This is a genomic window from Candidatus Delongbacteria bacterium (assembly GCA_020634015.1).
Classification (GTDB): domain Bacteria; phylum CAIWAD01; class CAIWAD01; order CAIWAD01; family CAIWAD01; genus JACKCN01.
Window position 1 is genome coordinate 30,058 of record JACKCN010000003.1, and the last position, 18,601, is coordinate 48,658.

At 61.8% G+C, this 18,601-nt stretch carries 14 protein-coding genes; 11 read left to right on the forward strand and 3 right to left on the reverse strand.

Translation table 11 applies throughout. From position 1 onward, the window contains the following. Positions 1–122 precede the first annotated feature (122 nt). From H6678_06865 to H6678_06885, 5 genes are all read left to right on the forward strand, one after another. Entirely contained in the window at positions 123–581 is a 459-nt protein-coding gene (locus H6678_06865) for a hypothetical protein (GenBank protein ID MCB9473513.1), read from the forward strand. Between the two features lie 29 nt (positions 582–610). Then, positions 611–2,386, forward strand: a complete 1,776-nt coding sequence (locus H6678_06870; protein ID MCB9473514.1) for a cytochrome c biogenesis protein ResB — start codon at positions 611–613, stop codon at positions 2,384–2,386. 270 nt (positions 2,387–2,656) lie between these two features. Beyond that, entirely contained in the window at positions 2,657–2,821 is a 165-nt protein-coding gene (locus H6678_06875; GenBank protein ID MCB9473515.1) for a hypothetical protein, read from the forward strand. A gap of 199 nt (positions 2,822–3,020) precedes the next feature. Next, entirely contained in the window at positions 3,021–4,409 is a 1,389-nt protein-coding gene (locus tag H6678_06880) for a glucose-6-phosphate isomerase (GenBank protein ID MCB9473516.1), read from the forward strand. Between the two features lie 321 nt (positions 4,410–4,730). Beyond that, positions 4,731–9,941 carry a T9SS type A sorting domain-containing protein gene (locus H6678_06885; protein ID MCB9473517.1) on the forward strand — a complete coding sequence of 1,737 codons (5,211 nt, stop codon included), beginning with the start codon at positions 4,731–4,733 and terminating at the stop codon, positions 9,939–9,941. A 365-nt stretch (positions 9,942–10,306) separates the two neighbouring features. On the opposite strand, the gene H6678_06890 is transcribed toward H6678_06885, so the two are convergent. From H6678_06890 to H6678_06900, 3 genes are all read right to left on the reverse strand, one after another. Further along, the gene (locus H6678_06890; GenBank protein ID MCB9473518.1) at positions 10,307–10,711 is read right to left on the reverse strand and encodes a 4'-phosphopantetheinyl transferase superfamily protein; all 405 of its coding nucleotides are present in this window, start codon (positions 10,709–10,711) and stop codon (positions 10,307–10,309) included. Next, a complete protein-coding gene (locus tag H6678_06895) occupies positions 10,708–12,396 on the reverse strand; it encodes a hypothetical protein (GenBank protein ID MCB9473519.1) in 1,689 nt (562 codons plus the stop codon). Before H6678_06895 ends, H6678_06890 begins: the two co-directional genes overlap by 4 nt. A 487-nt stretch (positions 12,397–12,883) precedes the next feature. Further along, on the reverse strand, positions 12,884–13,231 hold the full coding sequence (locus H6678_06900) for a hypothetical protein (GenBank protein MCB9473520.1): 348 nt from the start codon (positions 13,229–13,231) through the stop codon (positions 12,884–12,886). Here H6678_06900 and pgsB point away from each other — a divergent pair. The 6 genes from pgsB to H6678_06930 are packed head-to-tail and all read left to right on the forward strand — an operon-like array spanning position 13,221 to position 18,593. Next, a complete protein-coding gene (pgsB, locus tag H6678_06905; GenBank protein ID MCB9473521.1) occupies positions 13,221–14,387 on the forward strand; it encodes a poly-gamma-glutamate synthase PgsB in 1,167 nt (388 codons plus the stop codon). The two genes, H6678_06900 and pgsB, sit on opposite strands and share 11 nt — an antisense overlap. A 29-nt stretch (positions 14,388–14,416) precedes the next feature. Beyond that, positions 14,417–14,836, forward strand: coding sequence for a poly-gamma-glutamate biosynthesis protein PgsC (gene pgsC / locus H6678_06910; protein MCB9473522.1), 420 nt, complete (start codon positions 14,417–14,419; stop codon positions 14,834–14,836). Beyond that, positions 14,829–15,950, forward strand: a complete 1,122-nt coding sequence (gene pgsW / locus H6678_06915; GenBank protein MCB9473523.1) for a poly-gamma-glutamate system protein — start codon at positions 14,829–14,831, stop codon at positions 15,948–15,950. Before pgsC ends, pgsW begins: the two co-directional genes overlap by 8 nt. A 9-nt stretch (positions 15,951–15,959) precedes the next feature. Next, positions 15,960–16,901 carry a hypothetical protein gene (locus H6678_06920; protein MCB9473524.1) on the forward strand — a complete coding sequence of 314 codons (942 nt, stop codon included), beginning with the start codon at positions 15,960–15,962 and terminating at the stop codon, positions 16,899–16,901. Further along, entirely contained in the window at positions 16,898–17,992 is a 1,095-nt protein-coding gene (locus tag H6678_06925; GenBank protein ID MCB9473525.1) for a hypothetical protein, read from the forward strand. Before H6678_06920 ends, H6678_06925 begins: the two co-directional genes overlap by 4 nt. Positions 17,993–18,035: 43 nt before the next feature. Beyond that, positions 18,036–18,593: an SRPBCC family protein gene (locus tag H6678_06930; GenBank protein MCB9473526.1), complete on the forward strand. Its 558-nt coding sequence runs from the start codon at positions 18,036–18,038 to the stop codon at positions 18,591–18,593. The last annotated feature ends 8 nt before the right edge of the window (positions 18,594–18,601 follow it).

Consider the following 18,601-nt stretch of genomic DNA (forward strand, 5'->3'; position numbering starts at 1 on the left):
GAACCGTCCACCGCGCCCGACCTGTTGACCCCGTCAGAACGCCAACATTCAGGTCCGGCACCTCTTTGAGTGCGATGGCGGAGCTCTCCAACTCTTGAGCCATGTCAAGTCGAAGGAGCGTCATGGAAACCATTTCTGTCGCGGAGCTGCTGAACGTTCTGGCCATCACCCTGCGAGGGCGCAAGGTCGAAGGACCTGCCGGGCGGGAAGTGGAAGTCAGCGACTCCACCAGTCGGCGTGATTTTCACCTGCGTCTGGTTCCCGACCCCGAGCGCGAGGCCCGCGGATCGGGCGTGGCCACGATTCTGGTCAACTGCCAGGACCAGGTCAGCCAACGCCTGTTCTACCATTACGAAATGAACAATCTCAAGGGTCCGGTCTTCGTCAGCTGGGAAAACAAGGATTCCGTGATACTTGTTCATTCCGATGGAGCCAGATTCTATCTCATGGCGGTCTCTCACAGCCTGGGAGCCCAGATGATCAGTGGCCGGGAAAAGCGCACCGGTCCCAACCCCTTCGGTCGGGAAAGCGGCCAGCCGGGTTCCAACCAGCGCAAACGCTATGCGATGATCGTTCCCTGAACGGTCCCGCACTTCAGTCGGGAAATCAAGTGGCCTTCCTCAAACGCCTCTACCGCATCATTTCGTCCCTGGGATTCGGCATCACCATTCTGGTGCTGATGGCTCTGACCATGGCCTTCGCCACCAAGTTCGAATCGGCCACCAGCACCCATCTGGCGCAGGTGTACATCTATCGTTCCTGGTGGTTCGACCTGATGCTGATTCTGTTCACCATCAGTCTGGCCACGGCCACCTGGAACCTGCGGCCCTGGAAGCTGCGGCACACGGGAGTCCTGATGATCCATACCTCGCTGCTGATCATCATGGCGGGGGCCGCCATCACGCGGCACATCGGTTACGAAGGCACCCTGCGCATCCAGGAAGGCAAGAGCGTGGACCAGGTGACCCTGAAGGACATGGTTCTCGAGGTCTACGACGCCAGCACCGAGCGCCTTTCCCAGACCTTTGACACTCCCTTCAGCAACATGAACAGCAAGGAGTTCCTCAACCAGCGCTTCATCACCACCGGTGGGACCGAACTGGTGGTGGACCGCTTCTACACCGATGGGGTGTCCGAGGAAGAGATTCTGGGCGGCGGACCGGAAGACAACCCGGCGCTGCATTACGTGTTCAAGTCCGCCTTCTTCACCGAAGATGGCTGGCTGCTGTCCCGTGACAACCGGCGCAACTCCGAGAAGTTCGGTGGCCTGCTGGAATTCCGCTTTGCCGAGTTTCCCGACATGGCTGCATGGCAGGCCCGCATCGCCCCCGGCGAGACCAGTACGGTGGGCCGGCTGGAACTGAACCTGGAAGGCAAGGAATACGATTTCCAGGCCAGTGAGGGCGGACATTACGAGCTGGACGGTGGCTACCAGCTGCACGTGATCAAGGCCTTCGCCAACTTCAATCTGGGTTCCGGAGGCAGCTACCAGGACAGCCCGGGCGAAGCCAACAACCCCGCGCTCGAGTTCGAACTGCTCCTGCCCAAGCGCGGGCTCAAGGATCATTACGTCAGCTTCGGACGCATGCCCGACTTTGACCCGCTGCATGGCAAGGAAGCGTCCTTGCCGCGCGCCACGGCCCGTTTCACCTATGGCGCCTCCTCCGGTGGCATCGCCGACAAGCAGGTGCTTTTCGGACTGGTGCCCGAAGGGCTGCAGGTCGCCTGGCGCGGTCCCGAAGGCCAGCCCGTGACCTCGGCCCTCATGCCCGGCACGGACACCATCACCCTGCCCTGGATGGGTTTCCAGCTTTCGGTGGACCAGTTCTTCCCGCGGGCCTGGTCCCGTGACAACATGGTCAACGAGGGCAACAAGAATCAGAATCCTTCGATCCGGCTGAATGTCTCCCACGGTGATCACACCATTCAGGAATGGCTCTCCTACGGGCAGATCAAGCCCTTCAATTTCGAAGGCAAGCAGTGGATGATCGGCTTCTTCCCGCGTCGCGTGCCACTGGGCTTCACGGTGCAGCTGGACGACTTCGTCGAGGACCGATATCCCGGCTCAGCCATGGCCATGGCCTATGCTTCCTATGTGACCGTCAGCGACCAGGATCCGGATGCTCCTGCGGAATGGAAGCAGAAGGAAGTGGAAATCTCCATGAACAAGCCGCTGGTCTATTCCGGCTACAAGGTCTTCCAGTCCAGCTTCGAACGGGCCAGCCGCCCCGGCGCACCCGAAGTCACCGTGCTGTCCGTGAATCGCGATCCCGGCGACGAAGTCGTGTATTTTGGAAGCATTACGCTCGTTCTGGGCCTGATCGTGGTTTTTGTTTTCAAGAAAAAGCTGGTGGAGATCGAACGCCGGAGGAACCGCGCTGCCTGACTGAACCGGACGGGCGGAATCCCGACCGGACGCGAATCAGATTCAAAGCAGGTGCTTTTCGGTTGGACTTCTGCTTTGTGATTGTTGTACTGTGCGCGATTTCAATGCTGGAACGACCCCTGGCGGAAGCTGTTCCGTGGGTTCATGTGATACAGGGCTCATCGGCAATTGCCGGTTGTCCCCCCCCGCCGGGCTCAGCCATCGACAGGCAGGTATCGACCAGTGGTTGGCAAGGCACCGGATTCACAGGCACAGGACGGAGGTTCCAAGATGTACGAAGGCTATTGCATGCGCTGCCGCGAGCACAAGGAGATGAAGTCCATCGTCAAGACGGCCATGAAGAATGGTCGCAACGCGGTGAAGGGCGTCTGCACGACGTGCGGAGCGGGCATGTACAAGATTCTGCCCACGGAAAAAGCCAAGGCTGCCAAGTAGCCCAGGCTCCCCAGGGTGCATGCATGCACCCGTTCAGGAAGTGATTGAAAAGCCGCCCTCCAGGGCGGCTTTTTGCGTCCCGTCTGTTCTGGCACAGGCTTGACGACACTCTGCGTCCCACACTTTTGCCCCTTGCAATTGGTAGCTTCCGCCCGTCTGCAATGCCCGGAACCCCCCATTCAGAGCTGGAAAGACAACCATGTTTTCACTGCTGCACCTGGACCTGAACCGGATGCTGTCGGCCAACCTGCCCGATGGCCGTGGACTTGACAGCGCATCCCTGCACGAACTGGTGGCCGGCCCCGGCCAGGCCATTCGACGCAAACTGGAAGCGATGGTCCTTGCCGACGAGGGCACCTTCGCCAATACCTTCCGCCGACCGGAAATCGGTCGCGCCCTTGAGCTGGCCGAATCCTTCGCCGGACGATTCCGCAATTTCGTGCTGGTGGGCATCGGCGGCAGCACCTGGGGCACTCTCGCCATCCAGGCCGCGCTCTGCCACAGCAACTGGAACGAAGTGGACAGCGTCCGGGGTGGCTGCCCCCGCTTCTACTGCCTGGACAACAGCGATCCCGATGCTCTCAGCGACCTGCTTGAAATGATCGACCCCGGGGAAACCCTGGTGAACGTGGTCAGCAAGTCGGGGACCACGGCGGAGACGGCCGCCAATTTTGCCACTCTGGCCGGTCGCTTCCGTGAAAGCATCGGGGATGACTGGGCCAGCCACTTCGTGCTTACCACCGATCAGGGCGACGGGCTGCTGCAGCGCATCGGCCGCGAGCATGGCATGGCCGTGCTGGACATTCCGCCGAAGACCGGCGGGCGATTCTCCCTGTTGACCGCCGTGGGCCTGTTTCCCGCCGCCATCCTGGGGCTCGATGTGCGCGCGCTGGTTGCCGGGGCCGAAGCCATCACCATGGCCGCCATCGAGGAACCACTGGACCGCAACCGGGTGCTGCTGGCCTCCGCCGCTTCCTGGCTGGCCTATCAGCAGCTGGCGACGGTGAATGTCGTGATGCCCTACGCCCGCGGCCTGCGTTACGTGGCCAACTGGTATGTGCAGCTCTGGGGCGAAAGCCTGGGCAAGAAGCTCGATCGTCAGGGGCGTGTGGTCCACAGCGGCAGCACACCTCTGGGAGCACTGGGAGCAGCCGACCAGCACAGCCTGCTCCAGTTGTTCATGGAAGGTCCTCTGGACAAGCTGGTCACGTTCGTGCGGGTTGAACGATTCGCCCGGTCCTGCCCTATCGCCAGTGCGTTTCCGGACCATCCGGAAGTGGCCTATCTGGGGGGGCATGACATGGCCAGCCTGATCAATGCCGAGCAGGAAAGCACGGCCGAGGCCCTGCGTGCCGCCGGGCGTCCCAGCCGGACCATCGAACTGCCCGAAATCAGTGCCTACTGGCTGGGGCAGCTGTTCCAGTTCCTGATGCTGGAAACCTTCGTCAACGGCGAGCTGATGGATCTGAACACCTTTGACCAGCCGGGTGTGGAAGCGGGAAAGCTGCTGACCTACGGCGCCATGGGGCGCCCGGGCTTCAGCCACAGTGCCAGCACATTCAATGAACGTATGGAGTTTCGGGACTGACCCCGGCCGTTGGCTGAGGATCCCGATTGTGCAAAGCTGATTTTCTGAATTCCTGTTGGGCCGGGCGTGCTTTTGCCTGTTGCGCGTGCAGGGTCATTCTTATGTTCACGGGCCGGGCATTCAATGCTGTCCGGCCACGGTGTCAATCCAGCCAATCCCTTTCTGATCGGGATCCCCTCTCTTGTTGATGCATGCTTGCATCCACCCCTTCCTTGCACCCGGAATCCGTTCCGTGTGCGCGGGCCTGCTCTCCGGAGCTGGCTCCAACCCTGATTTCGAACCCAACTCAACGACAGCAACCCAACAGGAGGCCAGACTGTCATGTCCAAGCGTATCATAGCGGCTTTGCTTGCAGGTTCCCTGCTTACCACCAGCTTCGCGCTGGCCAGTGGGCAAACTCTGGCGGAGCAGAAGGCTGCCCGGCATGCCGGGACGACCATGAGCAAGGCCCCGGCGCGGGCCCACACGGTTGCCACCCCCGCGGCGGCCCGGATTCTGACGGCCGACGAACTGGCCCAGAAAGCAGCGGACAGGCTTGCCGGTGCCGATCGGCACCGCTTCGATGAGCTCATGTCACGTCTGCAGAATGGGCAGTCGATCGGCGTTTCCGACAAGGCCTTCATCGAGGCGTACACCTCCGGCCTGTCGCACAAGGGTGGCGACCATCAGGTCGACGAAGGTGGCCCCGATGCCTTCGGCAACACCTGGATCATGACGGGCGACGATGGCGGCCCCGAGTACTCCTGGGTGGACATTCCCGAAGAAGACCGGACCTACGTCACGCTCACGGACGACAGCTTTGCCGGCCCCTTCGATCTGGGCAGCGCGATCAGCTTCTACGGTGAAGCCTACAGCAGCATCTATGTCGGCTCCAACGGCATGCTTGGATTCTCCGACGTGGGAATGAACAGCCTTGGCAATGGTGCCTTGCCCGACGGCTTCACGCCCAATGCCCTGCTGGCCTTCTTCTGGGATGACCTCAATCCCGGAAGCGGGGGCACCGTGTATTACGGCGCCGTCGATGGCGACTGGGTGCTCTCCTTTGACGCGGTCTCGGAATTCGGCGGCACCGGAACGATCACGGCTCAGGTCGTGATTGATTTCGATGGATCCGCCGTGTACTACAATTATGCATCACTTGCGGGTGGTGTGGACGTCAATGGCTGCACGATCGGCATCGAGAATGCCGACGGCAGCGATGGGCTGCAGGTTGTCCTGAACGGATCGCCCTTCCCGCCTGCCGACGAGACCACGATCCGCATCGATCTGGCCCCCCCGGCTGACTATTCCGCGGCCTTTGTCCCAACGACCGGCAACATGAGCGTTGGAAGCCCGGGCCAGACCTCGCAGATCTTCAGCATCATCAACACGGGGCTGATGGCCCATTCGCTGGATCTCAGCGGCAGCATGGACCAGCTGGACCTGACGCTCATGGATGCGGCCGGCGAGAACGTAATCAACACCACGCCTGTGCTGGACCCCCTGGACAGCTTTGACTTCATGGTCGTGATCGACGCCGTGGAAGGTCTGGGCCAGATGGTGGACACCGGCTCGGTGGTCGCCGTCTCAAGCGGCGACGAGAGCGAGTTCGTGCTCCCGCTTGCCGTCTCCGTCGTGTCCACCCACGGTGGTCCGGACATGTTCGGCAACACCTGGGCCATGACCGGCGATGCTGACGGCACGCCCTACTTCTGGGTCGATCTGCCCGGCGAAGACCGGACCATCGTGACCCTCGGCGACGATACCTCCGCCGGCCCCTTCGACATGGGTGGCGTGCTCAGTTTCTACGGCACCGCGCGCAGTTCGGTCTACATCGGCTCCAACGGCTTCATCGGCTTCCTGCCCGACTGGATGACCTCGCTGGGCAACACCGACCTGCCCAATCCCCAGGATTTCAGCCCGAACTCGCTGATCGCTCTCTTCTGGGATGACCTGAATCCCGGAACCGGCGGGCAGGTGTACTACGGCACCGACGATCAGGATCGCTTCGTGATCACCTTCGATGCCGTATCCGAGTACTTCGATCCGGGCTCCTTCACGGCCCAGGTCGTGATGGATTTCGAGACACAGCAGATCTTCCTGAATTACGAGAGTTTCGACAACGGCATCATTCTCAACGAATGCACGGTCGGCATCGAGGATGATCTGGGAACCGATGGACTGCAGGTTCTGTTCGATGGGCAACCCTTCGTGCCGACCGCACAGAACACGATCCGCTTCGACCTGGCACCCCCGCCCGAATACTCCGTGTTCCTCCCCACGTCTCTGGAAATCCTGGGCGCGGCCAATGGCACCTTCGACCGTGCGCTGACCGTCACCAACACCGGCGCTCTGGCCGAGACCTACAACCTGAGCCTGGATGACGCGGGCGCGGTCTTCGACTGGGACATCGTCGACGTCGACGGCAATCCCATCACCAGCGTCGGTCCCATTCCGTCCCTGGCATCCGAAGACATCTTCGTGCGCATGATCATCGGCGACGACCCCCAGGTCCTGGATGACTTCGTCACCGTCACCGCCACATGCTCGCACGACAATCAGCGTTTCGATACCACCGATGTGCACGGCATTGCCGTTCCCAGCGCGGGCTCCGATTCCTGGGGCAATTCCTGGATCAGCAGCCTGGATGAGGGTGGTCCCGAGTCCACCTGGATCGATCTGGACGAGGCAGACCGGACCTACGTGGATTTCCCCGGCGGCCCCGACAGTTTCAGCGGCCCCTTCGAGATGCCTTCGCCGCTGACCTTCTACGGCGGGTCCTATTCCGATTTCTATGTGTCCGCCAAGGCCTTCATGGGCTTCATTCCCGACGGAATGGCCACCTGGTTCAACACTCCCATTCCCTCGGATGCGGCTCCCAATGCCCAGATCTATGTGTTCTGGGATGACATGAATCCCGTGGCCGATTCCGGTGGTTCCGTTTATTACGGCACCGATGAAGAAGGTCGCCTTGTGCTCACCTGGGACCATCTGCGCCAGTACTTCGATGGCCCCGGTTGGGTCACGGTCCAGGCGGTCGTGGACCCGGCCAACAACCAGGTGCTGTTGAACTATCAGGACTTCAGTCCCGACATGCCGCTGACGTCCTGCACCGTGGGCATCGAGAACGAAGACGGCACCGTGGCCCTGCAGGTACTGTCCGATGCGGACCCCTTCACGCCCAGCCCGGGCCTGACTCTGCAGTTCGACCTGGCCCCGCCCCCCGATTTCTGGTTCGGCATGGACAACTTCGTTCAGACCATGGGCTCCGCCAACGAATCGGTGACCGGAACCCTGACCCTGTACAACACGGGACTCAGTGCTGACTCCTATCAGCTGTCGGTGGTCAATTCCGATGGTTACGATGTGCAGACCGAGATCAATGGAACCCCGGCCAGCGTGACACCCACGATCCAGCCCGGTGGCAGCATTGACATCGACATCGTGGTGGACATCCCCGAAATCCCCGTCGCGGCCAACACCTTCTGTACCCTCACCGCCACCAGCAATGGCAATGGCAACCTGAGCAACAGCGGCCAGATGGCCACCCAGATCGTGCTGGTCCAGGGCGGACCCGACGGGGGTGGGTACTTCTGGAGCACCACCGATGCCGATGGCTCCGTGGAGTATGCATGGGAAACCATGAACAATCCGGTGACGGTGCCGCTGTCCGATGACAACTACGCGGGCCCCTTCGACATGGGCATGACCTGGACCCACTATGGCAGCGAATACACTCAGATCTACATCGCTTCCAATGGGTACATCGGGTTCAACGAAACGTCCATGGGGTCGCTCTCCGGGCAGGACATGCCCAGCACGGTTGCACCCAATGGCGTGATCGCCGGTTTCTGGGACGACCTGAATCCCGGCGCTGGCGGTACCGTGTCCTACAGTGTTGAAAACGACATGTTCATCGTGCAGTACGACAACGTGCCGGAGTTCGGTGGCAATGGCACCGTCACCTACCAGATCATCCTGGATGCCAATGAAGAAGCGGTGCGAGTCAACTATCAGAACCTGACGGTGAACATGGACTGGTTCACCATTGGCCAGGAGAATGAATCCGGAACCCAGGGTTTCTCGGCTTCCTACCTCGGTGATGGCTGGATGCCCACGGCCAACAGTTCCATCTGGTTCGGTTTCAACGTGATCGGCCCCTCGGGTCCCTACGCGGTCCGCATCAATCCCGACGAAGCCCAGGGTGTGGGCATCAACGGTGGATACGCCGAGTACGAATTCGAGGTGGAGAATCGTGGCGAGAACGATTCCAGCTTCGACTTGTCGGTCAGCGGCAACATCTGGGATGTGACCTGGCACGACATCGATGATGACTGGGCCGAGATCACCCAGATTCCCAGCCTGGTCTACGACGAGATCTTCAACCTTGGTGTGCGCGTGCATGTGCCCGCCGAGCCCGAAAGCTACACGGACCAGGCCCTGGTGCACGTGAGCGCCACCGGCCATCCCGACGCCTTCAGCGAGACCGAGATCCTCACCGCAGCCAGCTGCAACCACATGGATCAGATGGTGGGCAACGTCACCGGTACGGGCCTGTTCGGAATGGATCACCTGAGTGATGGCGAGTACGTCAATCCCACCACTCTGATCTTCATGGCCAGCGGCGTCAACCGGATGGTCCAGCTGAACATGAGCAACAGCACGGTCGGCACGATCTCGGTGCTGCCCATTGGCCATGACTATTCCGGCATCGCATACGACGATCGTGACGGAACCTACTGGGTCAGCTATATGGGCGGAATCTCCCATGTGAGCGCCAACGGCACCCTGATCACGAACTTCACCCCGGCGTTGCTGGCGGCCAACACGGGACGCATGCCCACGGGTCTGGCCTTTGACAGTGACAACAATATCCTTTGGGCGATCTGCAGCCACGGTGGCGCCGACGACTTCGTGCGCATGGATGTGTCCGATGCGGCGAACCTGGTCGGTCTGAATGCGGTGACCGTGCCCTGGAGCGCACCTTTCGGCAGCGGCGCGGCCGGGCTGGATTACCATGAGGAAACCGACCAGCTCGTGGCCATCCACACGGTCAGCGGCACGAGCGAGTGCTTCCTTGATCTGGGCAACGGCAGTGTGGACGCCCGCGGCGACTTCTGCCCGAGCGGCCTGGCCGAAGGCCACGGCGTGGCCCTGACCCCCGATGGTGACCTGTATGTGGGCTGGACCAGCGGCCTGGCACATCCCGTGGATCGCTATCGCGCTCCGTGTGACTTCGGCGTGGGCGTGGTTGGCAGCAACCCGCTGCCCGTGGCCTACGAGCTGGGCAGCAACTACCCGAACCCCTTCAACCCCAGCACCACCCTGCGCTACGCGCTGCCCGCCACGGGTCGTGTGACGCTGGAAGTCTACAACCTGCTGGGCCAGCATCAGGTCACGCTCGTTGATGGCATCCGTCCTGCCGGGTATCACGAAGTGCGCTTCGACGCGGGCAATCTGGCCAGCGGTGTCTACTTCTACCGGGTCACGGTGATGGACAATGCGGGTCACACCCAGTTCAGTGATGTCCAGAAGATGATGCTGATGAAGTAAGTCCAGCTCAGGGATGAGCGTTCATCCCTTCCTGCCTTTGAACCAAAGCCCCCGGTCAGCAGACCGGGGGCTTTGTATTTGTGCCACCCACGGAGCCACCCACGGAGCCAGGCATCCTGCCCGGCCCGGAGCCACCCGCGGCGCCAGGCATCCTGCCCGGTCCAGCGCCACCCACGGCGCCACCCACTGTGCCACCCACGGTGCCACCTGCGGAGCCACCCACGGAGTCAGGCATCCTGCCCGGCCCGGAGCCACCCACGGCGCCAGGCATCCTGCCCGGCCCGGAGCCACCCACCGTGGATGGCTGCGGTGCCGTGTCAAGTGTTCTGGACAGGCCTGGCTGGTGAAGGATGGATCTGGAGGTGTCAGGAGGATTGGATGTCGAAGGCCAGAACGGTGGAATCGAACGAGTGATCCACCTGACGGAAGCGTGCATCGAACCGGATTCCAGGGCATTCCGGTCGCGCCAGTCTCACGGAGGCGCTGCCGGAGTGGTTGGTCGAGTGATCCAGGTCGAGGACTTCGACGGCATCCGGCAGGAGGGGCAGCTGGCGCCAGAGGGCCTTGATCACGCATTCCTTGAGGGTGAACAGGAGGGTCGCGTTGAGAATGCACAGTTCATGATTGTCGGATGCCAGGAATCGCTGGCGTTCATCCACGGTGAACCAGCGTTGCAGGAATCTGTCGGACTCGGCCAGCAGCGATGCGAAGCGCTCCGTATGCTCGGTATCACAACCGATTCCCACCAGATGGTCGGCCGACGCGCTCATCGTGAGACGTTCGGCAATTGCGTGGGGTGTTGGGGAGGCATGGCGGATCTGAGGGGCGCGGATAGCGGTGTGAGATTGCGCCCGCTGGAAGGGTCATTCGCGGAGCCGACCGTGCGCACCCGGTATCCGCAGTATCCAATGCAGTGCAGACCGCGGCTGTGGACCCAGCCGGGCGTGTCGGTTTCGCCCAGCAAGGTTTCCTGGCCATTCTGCACCTGGCTGATGAGGTATGACTGTGCGCCGACAACCGAGTTCCAGTCGAGACGGATGTCGGGTCCGCTGATCGAGATGTGGATCGTGGGGGGCACAAGTTCGGGTTGACGATTCACTTCCAGATCGTCCACGAACCAGTCGCCACCGCTCGTGCCCGAGAACAGCAATCCGAATCCGTGTGCGCCCGTGCTGGGGCAGGGGCCCCAGAGAATCCAGGGGACCGTGTACCACTCACCTTCGGGACCCGCCCAGGGCTGCTCGTTCAAGGGATAGTCGTTCTGTACATACCAGAAGTTGGTCTGCGGATTGCGCCAGACGAATCCGCGCTGGGCCTCCTCTCCGGTGCCCGGGCGGCGGTACTGGCTCCAGCGCAACCGCACGAACTCTCCTTCTTCGACCCAGAGATTGCGCAGGGCGAGGATGTTGGTGCTGGTGCTGCCCGGAGTCGGGGCCTCGTGACCCACGAAGGTGCCCGGACGCCAGAGCCCCGTGTAGAAATCCCAGTTGGACGCGGTGGCCCCCGTGTCGGCGAACTGGGTGAAGGTCAGGTACCAGTCCGTGTTCGGGTTGGTCCACTCATTCCAGTCGCTCAGCAGGATCTCGCTGGTGCTGCTGCCCGCCGTGAGTGACATGTGAAGCAGGGAATCGTCGGGGCAGTTGGTACTCAGGCGATAGCTGGTGGAATCCATCACATCGCCAAGCCAGGCACCTGGAGAGTGATAGTCCAGCTCCAGGAACAGTGTGTCCGGATGAGCCAGCGAATCGGGCCCCTCCAGCATGGCCGTGAACCGCTCGTTGTGTTGCTCCTGCAGGCTCACCACCAACGGAGCGGGACCGATGTTGTGAATCGGGAAGCGCCAGCTCTTGCTCGTGCCGGCAGGCACAAGGCCCAGATTGGCCTGTGTCCAGGGCATCCAGGGTCGCGCCTGTGGGCCATCCACGAAATCGATCTCACCACAGAAGTGCATGTCGCCAAAGGGCACATTGTCTTCGGTGCCCCACCAGGACACCTGATTGTTCTGCAGGAAGAAACTGTGTCCGGTCCAGGTGCCTGCTGCCGCGGTGACGATGGCGATGCTGTCCGCGGGAGTCGCGGGCGTGAAGGACAGGGAGAGGAAGACTTCCTCGTCGGGCAGCAGGGTGAACCCGGGTTGGGGCAGATAGAAGTAGTAGATCCCGGCGTCCAGGCTGTCGGTGGCCACCGGATACAGCATTTCCGGTACGCCCGGGAGCTGGTTCACCTGGCGATGCACGCCCAGCCAGAGTGTGCCGTTGTGAGTGTTGGCCAGGTCCCAGTTGTTGTGCAGCCTGATTTCGCAGCCTTCCAGCAACCCTCCGCTGACGGGTGTCAGGCGTTGGTACTGCCGCCCCACATTGCCCCAGACAGGATGAGGGATCTTCACGTAGTAGTAGGCGCCCGCGTGGTAGCAGACCATGTCGCGCCGCTGGATGTCCGGGGGTGGTTCTTCCATGGACAGTCGCTCAGGGGCAATGGGCAGCAGTTGTTGAGCATGGACCTCCCGGCCCGCCAGCAGGCCGACCAGGATCAGGAGACATGCTCCCCAGAGTATTCCGCCGGATTTCATTGGGCCTGAAACAACCATTTGCCAGCCGCATCCGCCACGGGCTGTTGCCGCGAGTTGAGAGGTCCGCAGGCCATGGCCTGAACCTCAGGTCAGGATCGGCAACAATCAAGCCCGAATTGTCATCCATTCCTGCGGTGCGCAACAATCGTCAGTATCCCGGCCAGGCGACCCGGATTTGATCGGAAAGTCCTTCCGGGCGGGCCACGCTCCCGGCGGGCGATGGCAACATTCCTTAACAAGTGAAAGAAAAATGACGCAGAACCGAAGCTTCCCGTGCCCTCCCGGAGCGTGAGCCCGGAACATTGGAAGGCCAGATTTCCCGTCTGGATTGGCTATCCCTTGATGAATTATGACATTTGCGGGCGTCCGCTGATCAGCTTGGCTTCTGGCTTGAAAAATGCTGCAATCGGCGGGTCGCTCCCGGCTCCGGGAGTCCGACGAGCCGGGTCGCCTGAAAGAGTCGCTTGCAGGATTCATTCCCACGCGAAGTCAGATCATCAGGTCGATTTTCATCCATGACTGTGGCTGCGCAGCAGGGAGGGGAAAAGTCGATCCTGACGGAAGCAGATTGATGACACGACGGATCGCCCACACGGGCAGCCGCCGTTCCTCGTGACTGGCCCGCCAACGGTTCCGGAATTCCGCTGAAATCAACCAACGATGCCCCGAACGCCACCGGCGTGCGGGCGACAGGAAAAGCCGAAGCATACATGGTTTTCATCATTCTCCTTGTCTGCCTGTTCATCGTTCTGGGTATCCTGGAGTTGAAGCAGCATCAATCGAATGCGGCCTCGATTCCCGTGCGGATCCATGTGAACGGCACGCGGGGCAAGTCCAGCGTGACCCGCCTGATCGCTGGCGCCCTTCGCGAAGGGGGCCTGCGCACCGTTGCCAAGACCACCGGCAGCGCTCCCCAGGTCATCCTTGAAGACGGGCACGAGATTCCCATCGTGCGGCCCCGGGGGGCCAACATCATCGAACAGCTGCGCGTCTTCAGTTTCGTGGCTCCGCGCAAACCGCAGGCGATCGTGATCGAGTGCATGGCGGTCCAGCCCGAGTACCAATGGATCTGCGAGCACCGCATCGTCACCTCCACCATCGGTGTCATCACCAACGCCCGCCCCGACCACCTGCGCGAAATGGGCCCCACGGTCCAGAACGTGGCACGCAGCCTGTGCAACACACTGCCCATTGGCCGGGTGGCCTTCACCTGCGAGAAGAAACTCTTCAACCTGATGGACTCGGTGGCCAAGGAAAAGCAGACCAAGCTCAACCAGGTCACCGACGAGGGGGTGAGTGACGAGGACATGATGGGCTTCCATCATGTGGAGCACAAGGAGAATGTCGCCCTGGCCCTGGCCGTCTCGGGCAGTCTGGGTGTTCCCCGTGAGACGGCACTGCGTGGCATGTACCGTTCCGAGCCCGACTGCGGCGCGCTGAAGCTCTTCCGGGTGACCGAGGGCGAGCGTCAGATGACCTTCGTCAACGCGCTGGCCGCCAACGATCCCGAGAGCACCCTGGCCATCTGGGAAACCATCCGTTCCCGCCAGCCTGAAGAGTCGGTGTCGATCTTCGTGCTCAACACGCGCCAGGACCGCTTCGAACGCAGCGTGCAGCTGGTCGAGATGGTACATGCCGACACGGTCTACGAACGGCTGGTGCTGATCGGCCAGTGCTGCGACAGAATGATGGGCGTGTGTTACAAGCTTGGCTTGCCCGCCGACAAGGTGATCAATCTGGGCAACCACACTCCCGAACAGATTTACAAGGTCATTGCCGGCATGCCCTGGGCGGACATGACCGTGCTGGGCATCGGCAATGTGCATGGCGGAGGTCACGAAGTGGCTCATTACTTCGAGGAAAGGAGCCGGGCGTGATCGAAATCGCTGTCGGCCTTGGCGTGATCATGAGCATGATCTTCCAGGAGATCGTCGGTGTCTCGGCGGGTGGCATCGTGGTGCCCGGTTATGTGGCACTGCAGATGCACGAACCCCTGCGCCTGCTGGGCACCTTCATCGTCAGTTTCCTGACCTTCGGAATCATCCGCATCCTCTCGAACTTCATGTTCATCTACGGGCGGCGCCGCCTGGTGCTGTCCATCCTGATCGGCTTCGTGCTGGGTTACCTCAGCCGTCAGGCCTTCGTCTACCAGTGGCTGCAGCTCGATCTGGAAATGCAGGCGGTGGGTTTCATCATTCCCGGCCTCATCGCCAACTGGATGGAGCGCCAGGGTGTGTTCAAGACCCTGCTCTGCCTCCTGCTGGTGGCCAGCAGCGTGCGCCTGCTGCTGATGCTGATGACCGGAGGCGAGGTGCTGCATGTTTAAGCCCAGCCTCAAGTCAATCTGGACCCTGCTGGTTCTGGCCCTGACCTCATACGGACTGTACACCTGGGCCTACCTGAGCCGCACGGAAGTCCGCCAGGACTTCTACGAGGAGAAACTTGCCGCGGCGCGCCAGATGGAGCACGCCATGCAGGTGCTCAAGGAATGGAAGGCGCCCAACGCCTCCTTCGTGGACGATGTCAACGACCCCTGGAACACACTGCTGATCGGCCAGAAGTTCTCGCAGATCACCACGGTCGAAGGCAGCCTGCTGAGCAAGCAGGGTTGCCTGAACCCCAACGTGGCCGCGGTGGTGGTTGACCTGATGAAACAGACCGGGGTCAAGGAAGGCGACCGTGTCGCCGTATGCATGACCGGCTCCTTCCCGGGGCTGAATCTGGCCGTCTACTCCGCCTGTCGTGTGCTCAAGCTCGAGCCCGTGTTCATCACCAGCGTCTCCAGCTCCTGGTTCGGGGCCAACGATCCCGAATTCACCTGGCTGGACATGGAGCGTGTGCTCAAGGAGAAGGGCATCTTTCCCTGGGTCAGCAGCTACGCCTCGATCGGTGGTGCCGATGACCGTGGCCAGAGTCTGTCACCCGAAGGACGCGAGCTGATTCGCAAGGCGATCACCCGCAATGGAGTCCCCTACCTGGACGCCCCGGACCTGGATGCCGCGGTGCAGATGCGCATCGAGAGCTTCCAGAACCAGATCCGCAATTCCCCCAAGGGTTATGATCTGTATGTGAATGTGGGCGGTGGCGTGGCCAGTCTGGGTCACGAGGAAAATCGCAACATCATGCCCACCGGTGTGGCACGCAACGTGCGCCAGATGGAATTCCAGCGCCGTGCCGTGCTGCATTTCTTCGCCGATGCCGGCGTGCCCGTGATCAATCTGCTCAATGTCCGTCCCCTGCTGAAGCGCACGGGTGTCCCGTATGCACCCCTCGAGAAGCCCGAAGTGGGAGACGGTGAAATCTTCGTGACCGAGCGCCACGACATGAAAGTCGTGCTGTTTGCGGTACTGGTGATGACCATTCTGGTGCTGATCGTCATTCGCTACGACCTGCGCATGCAGCGACTGGTGGATACTGACCAAAGCGACGAAATGCTGTAGGAGTCCTCCATGCCCTCCGCTCCGCTCTCCCGGAGCCGTCATTGGCTGCCGATTCTTGGCTTGCTTGCCCTGCTGGCAAGCGCCCCTCTCGCCCGCACATTGTGGAACACGGCGACACCCGAAACCCATGATGGCAAGACCGTGATGTTGATCAACGGCAAGAAGCGCACCTACTGGAAGGCGCGCAAGGATGTGGAACAGGTGCTGCAGGTCACGGGCCCCGCTACTGTCCGGATGATCTCCCGCGTGCCCTGGTCCACCAAGTACACGGGCAAGAGCTATACGATCAACTGGACTCTGGACGACGGCCAGACCGGCGCCTTCACCCAGGAAATCCGCAAGGCCAGCGGCTCTGTGCGCCAGAGCGACAACAAGAAGCTTTCCCGCGGGCGCACCAACGAACTCGAGATTCCGGCCGGTCTGCACCAGTTGCGCCTGACCCTGAGCGACACACCGGGTACCGTGGCCTATTTCCGCTTTCACACTCGTCCGCTGGAGCCGCTGATCAAGATCAGCAACGTCGATCTCAAGCCACTGGAGTCGCCAACCCCGCGCAAGGTGCAGGCGGGCAAGAGCACGGTGGATTACTACCCCTTGCCCAGCGGCAGCGAAATGAGCGTGGAGATGGAAGGCCCCGGTTTTCTCAAGGTCATCAGCCGACTCGACTGGGACCAGACCATGACCTCCACCCAGAAGTACACGCTCAAGGTCTTTGAAGACGGATTGCTGAAACAGTCCTATGTGCTCAAGGGGCGTCGCAGCGAGACCTCGACCTACGTCGGCAAGGATGACAGCGTGCCCGCCCGGGGCGAAGTGGTGTATCTGGAGGTCCCCGCGGGCCGGCATCGCTACACGGTGCGCTTTCAGGAATCGGGACGCGAAGTCAACCTGCGTTTCCTCGCTCCCTCACCCGCGGATGAGACGAAGAAGAACAGCAAGGGCAAGGGATGAGTTCTGTGCGTACACCGTCCGCCCTGCTGGCGGCTGGCATTCTGCTGGCGATCGCCGTGTCCGCGTCTGCGGCACGGCGCACTTTTGACTGGGGGCTGAGCGTCGAGGAGAAGCTGAGCGGCGACTCCAACATCCTGCGCCTGGCGTCCCCCGAAGTGGACCGTCTGGATCGTGATCAGGCCTTCCAGCCGGCCCTCGATGGGGCGGGCGACCTGCGCATGGATCACCGTGTGCTCGCCGATCTGCGTGCCAATCTGCCCGACAGGCGCTGGGGCTGGCTGGAGCTGGGCCTGGACGCCAAGTACGTCAACTTCTTCGCCAACTCATTCAACAACTACTCCACCCAGCGCCTGAGCCTGACCTGGCAGCAGAAGCCGGGCTGGGGTGCCGACGTGTCCTGGTTCGGCATCAACAATTTCTATCTGCGCGAATTCCAGGATGCGGATACCGGTGAACTGCACGGCACCGATTTCGACAGCAACGAGTACCGCATTCGCCTGAAGGCGCGCAGCGAGGATTTTGGCCCCGTCCAGAAACCCACCCTGAGCCTGATCTACAGTTTCGAACAGGTCTTCTACAACGGCTGGTTCACCGAGTACGACACGGACACGCGCGAGGTGGGACTGCGCCTGGATGTGGATCTGCCCCGCGGTCTCTCGGCCGATCTGCAGTACTATTACGCGACCACCGACAACGTGGGCTACGACAGTGGCCGCAGCGGCGGGGCCAGCCTGATCGAGGACAATGACTCGGGCGACGGCAGCCACCAGGAGAACCGGTTCCAGACCGGAGTCGACTGGCGCGGCGACCTGTACGGCCACGACCTGCAGGTGGGCCTGGCCTTCAGCTGGCGGCATCGCGAGTATCAGACCCAGCTGGGTGTGCTGGAAGATCCCGTACACGCCGGACGCAACGACGACCGACTGCTGCTCAGCCTGAACAAGATCTGGCGCATCGACAAGCGCTACAGCCTGCGTCCCTTCATCGAGCGCGAATGGCGCCGCGTGGGGGGCCCCTGGGAAAGACTTCCCCAGTACAAGAACTACGCAGCCAACCGCATGGGCATCGCCCTGCGGGTGGTCGTCCGCTGAGACCAGCGGAATCTCCTTTCTTCCCAAGCCAGCACAGGGCAACATGACAGCAACCGATTCCACACGCTCGCGCAGACTGGGCAGCCGCATCGCCAAGACTCTCTTCGCCGCGGGGCTGCTCTCGGTCTGCCTGGTCACCTTTGGCGTGTTCTGGCTGGGCGCGCGTGAGCCACGGGAACACTCCGTCCGGACAGAACGCGTGCTGGCTGTTCCCGTGGACAGTGTCTGGGCCCGCCTGCTGGACTTCGAAGCCTATCCCGCCTGGCGGCAGGAGCTGGCCGGAGTGAAGGTGGAGGAGAGCGCCGGTGATACGCTGGTCTATCAGGAATACGTCGCCAGCAAGCCCGGCATGCGCTTCCGGGTTGAGCAGCAGCAGGCCCCGTCGCTCCTGGTGGTGCGCAACATCAGTGAGAAGTTTCCACTGGACCTGCTCTGGACCTGGGAACTGGAAGCCCTGCCCGAAGGCTGTCGCGTGAGACTGAGCGAGAGTGGAGCAGTGAACAGTGTGACACTGCGATTCTACTATCGTTACGTCAATTCCAATTCGTACATGATCGAGAAGCGACTGAGCCAACTGGCCGAGTCCTTCACTCCTTCCTGAGACACAGA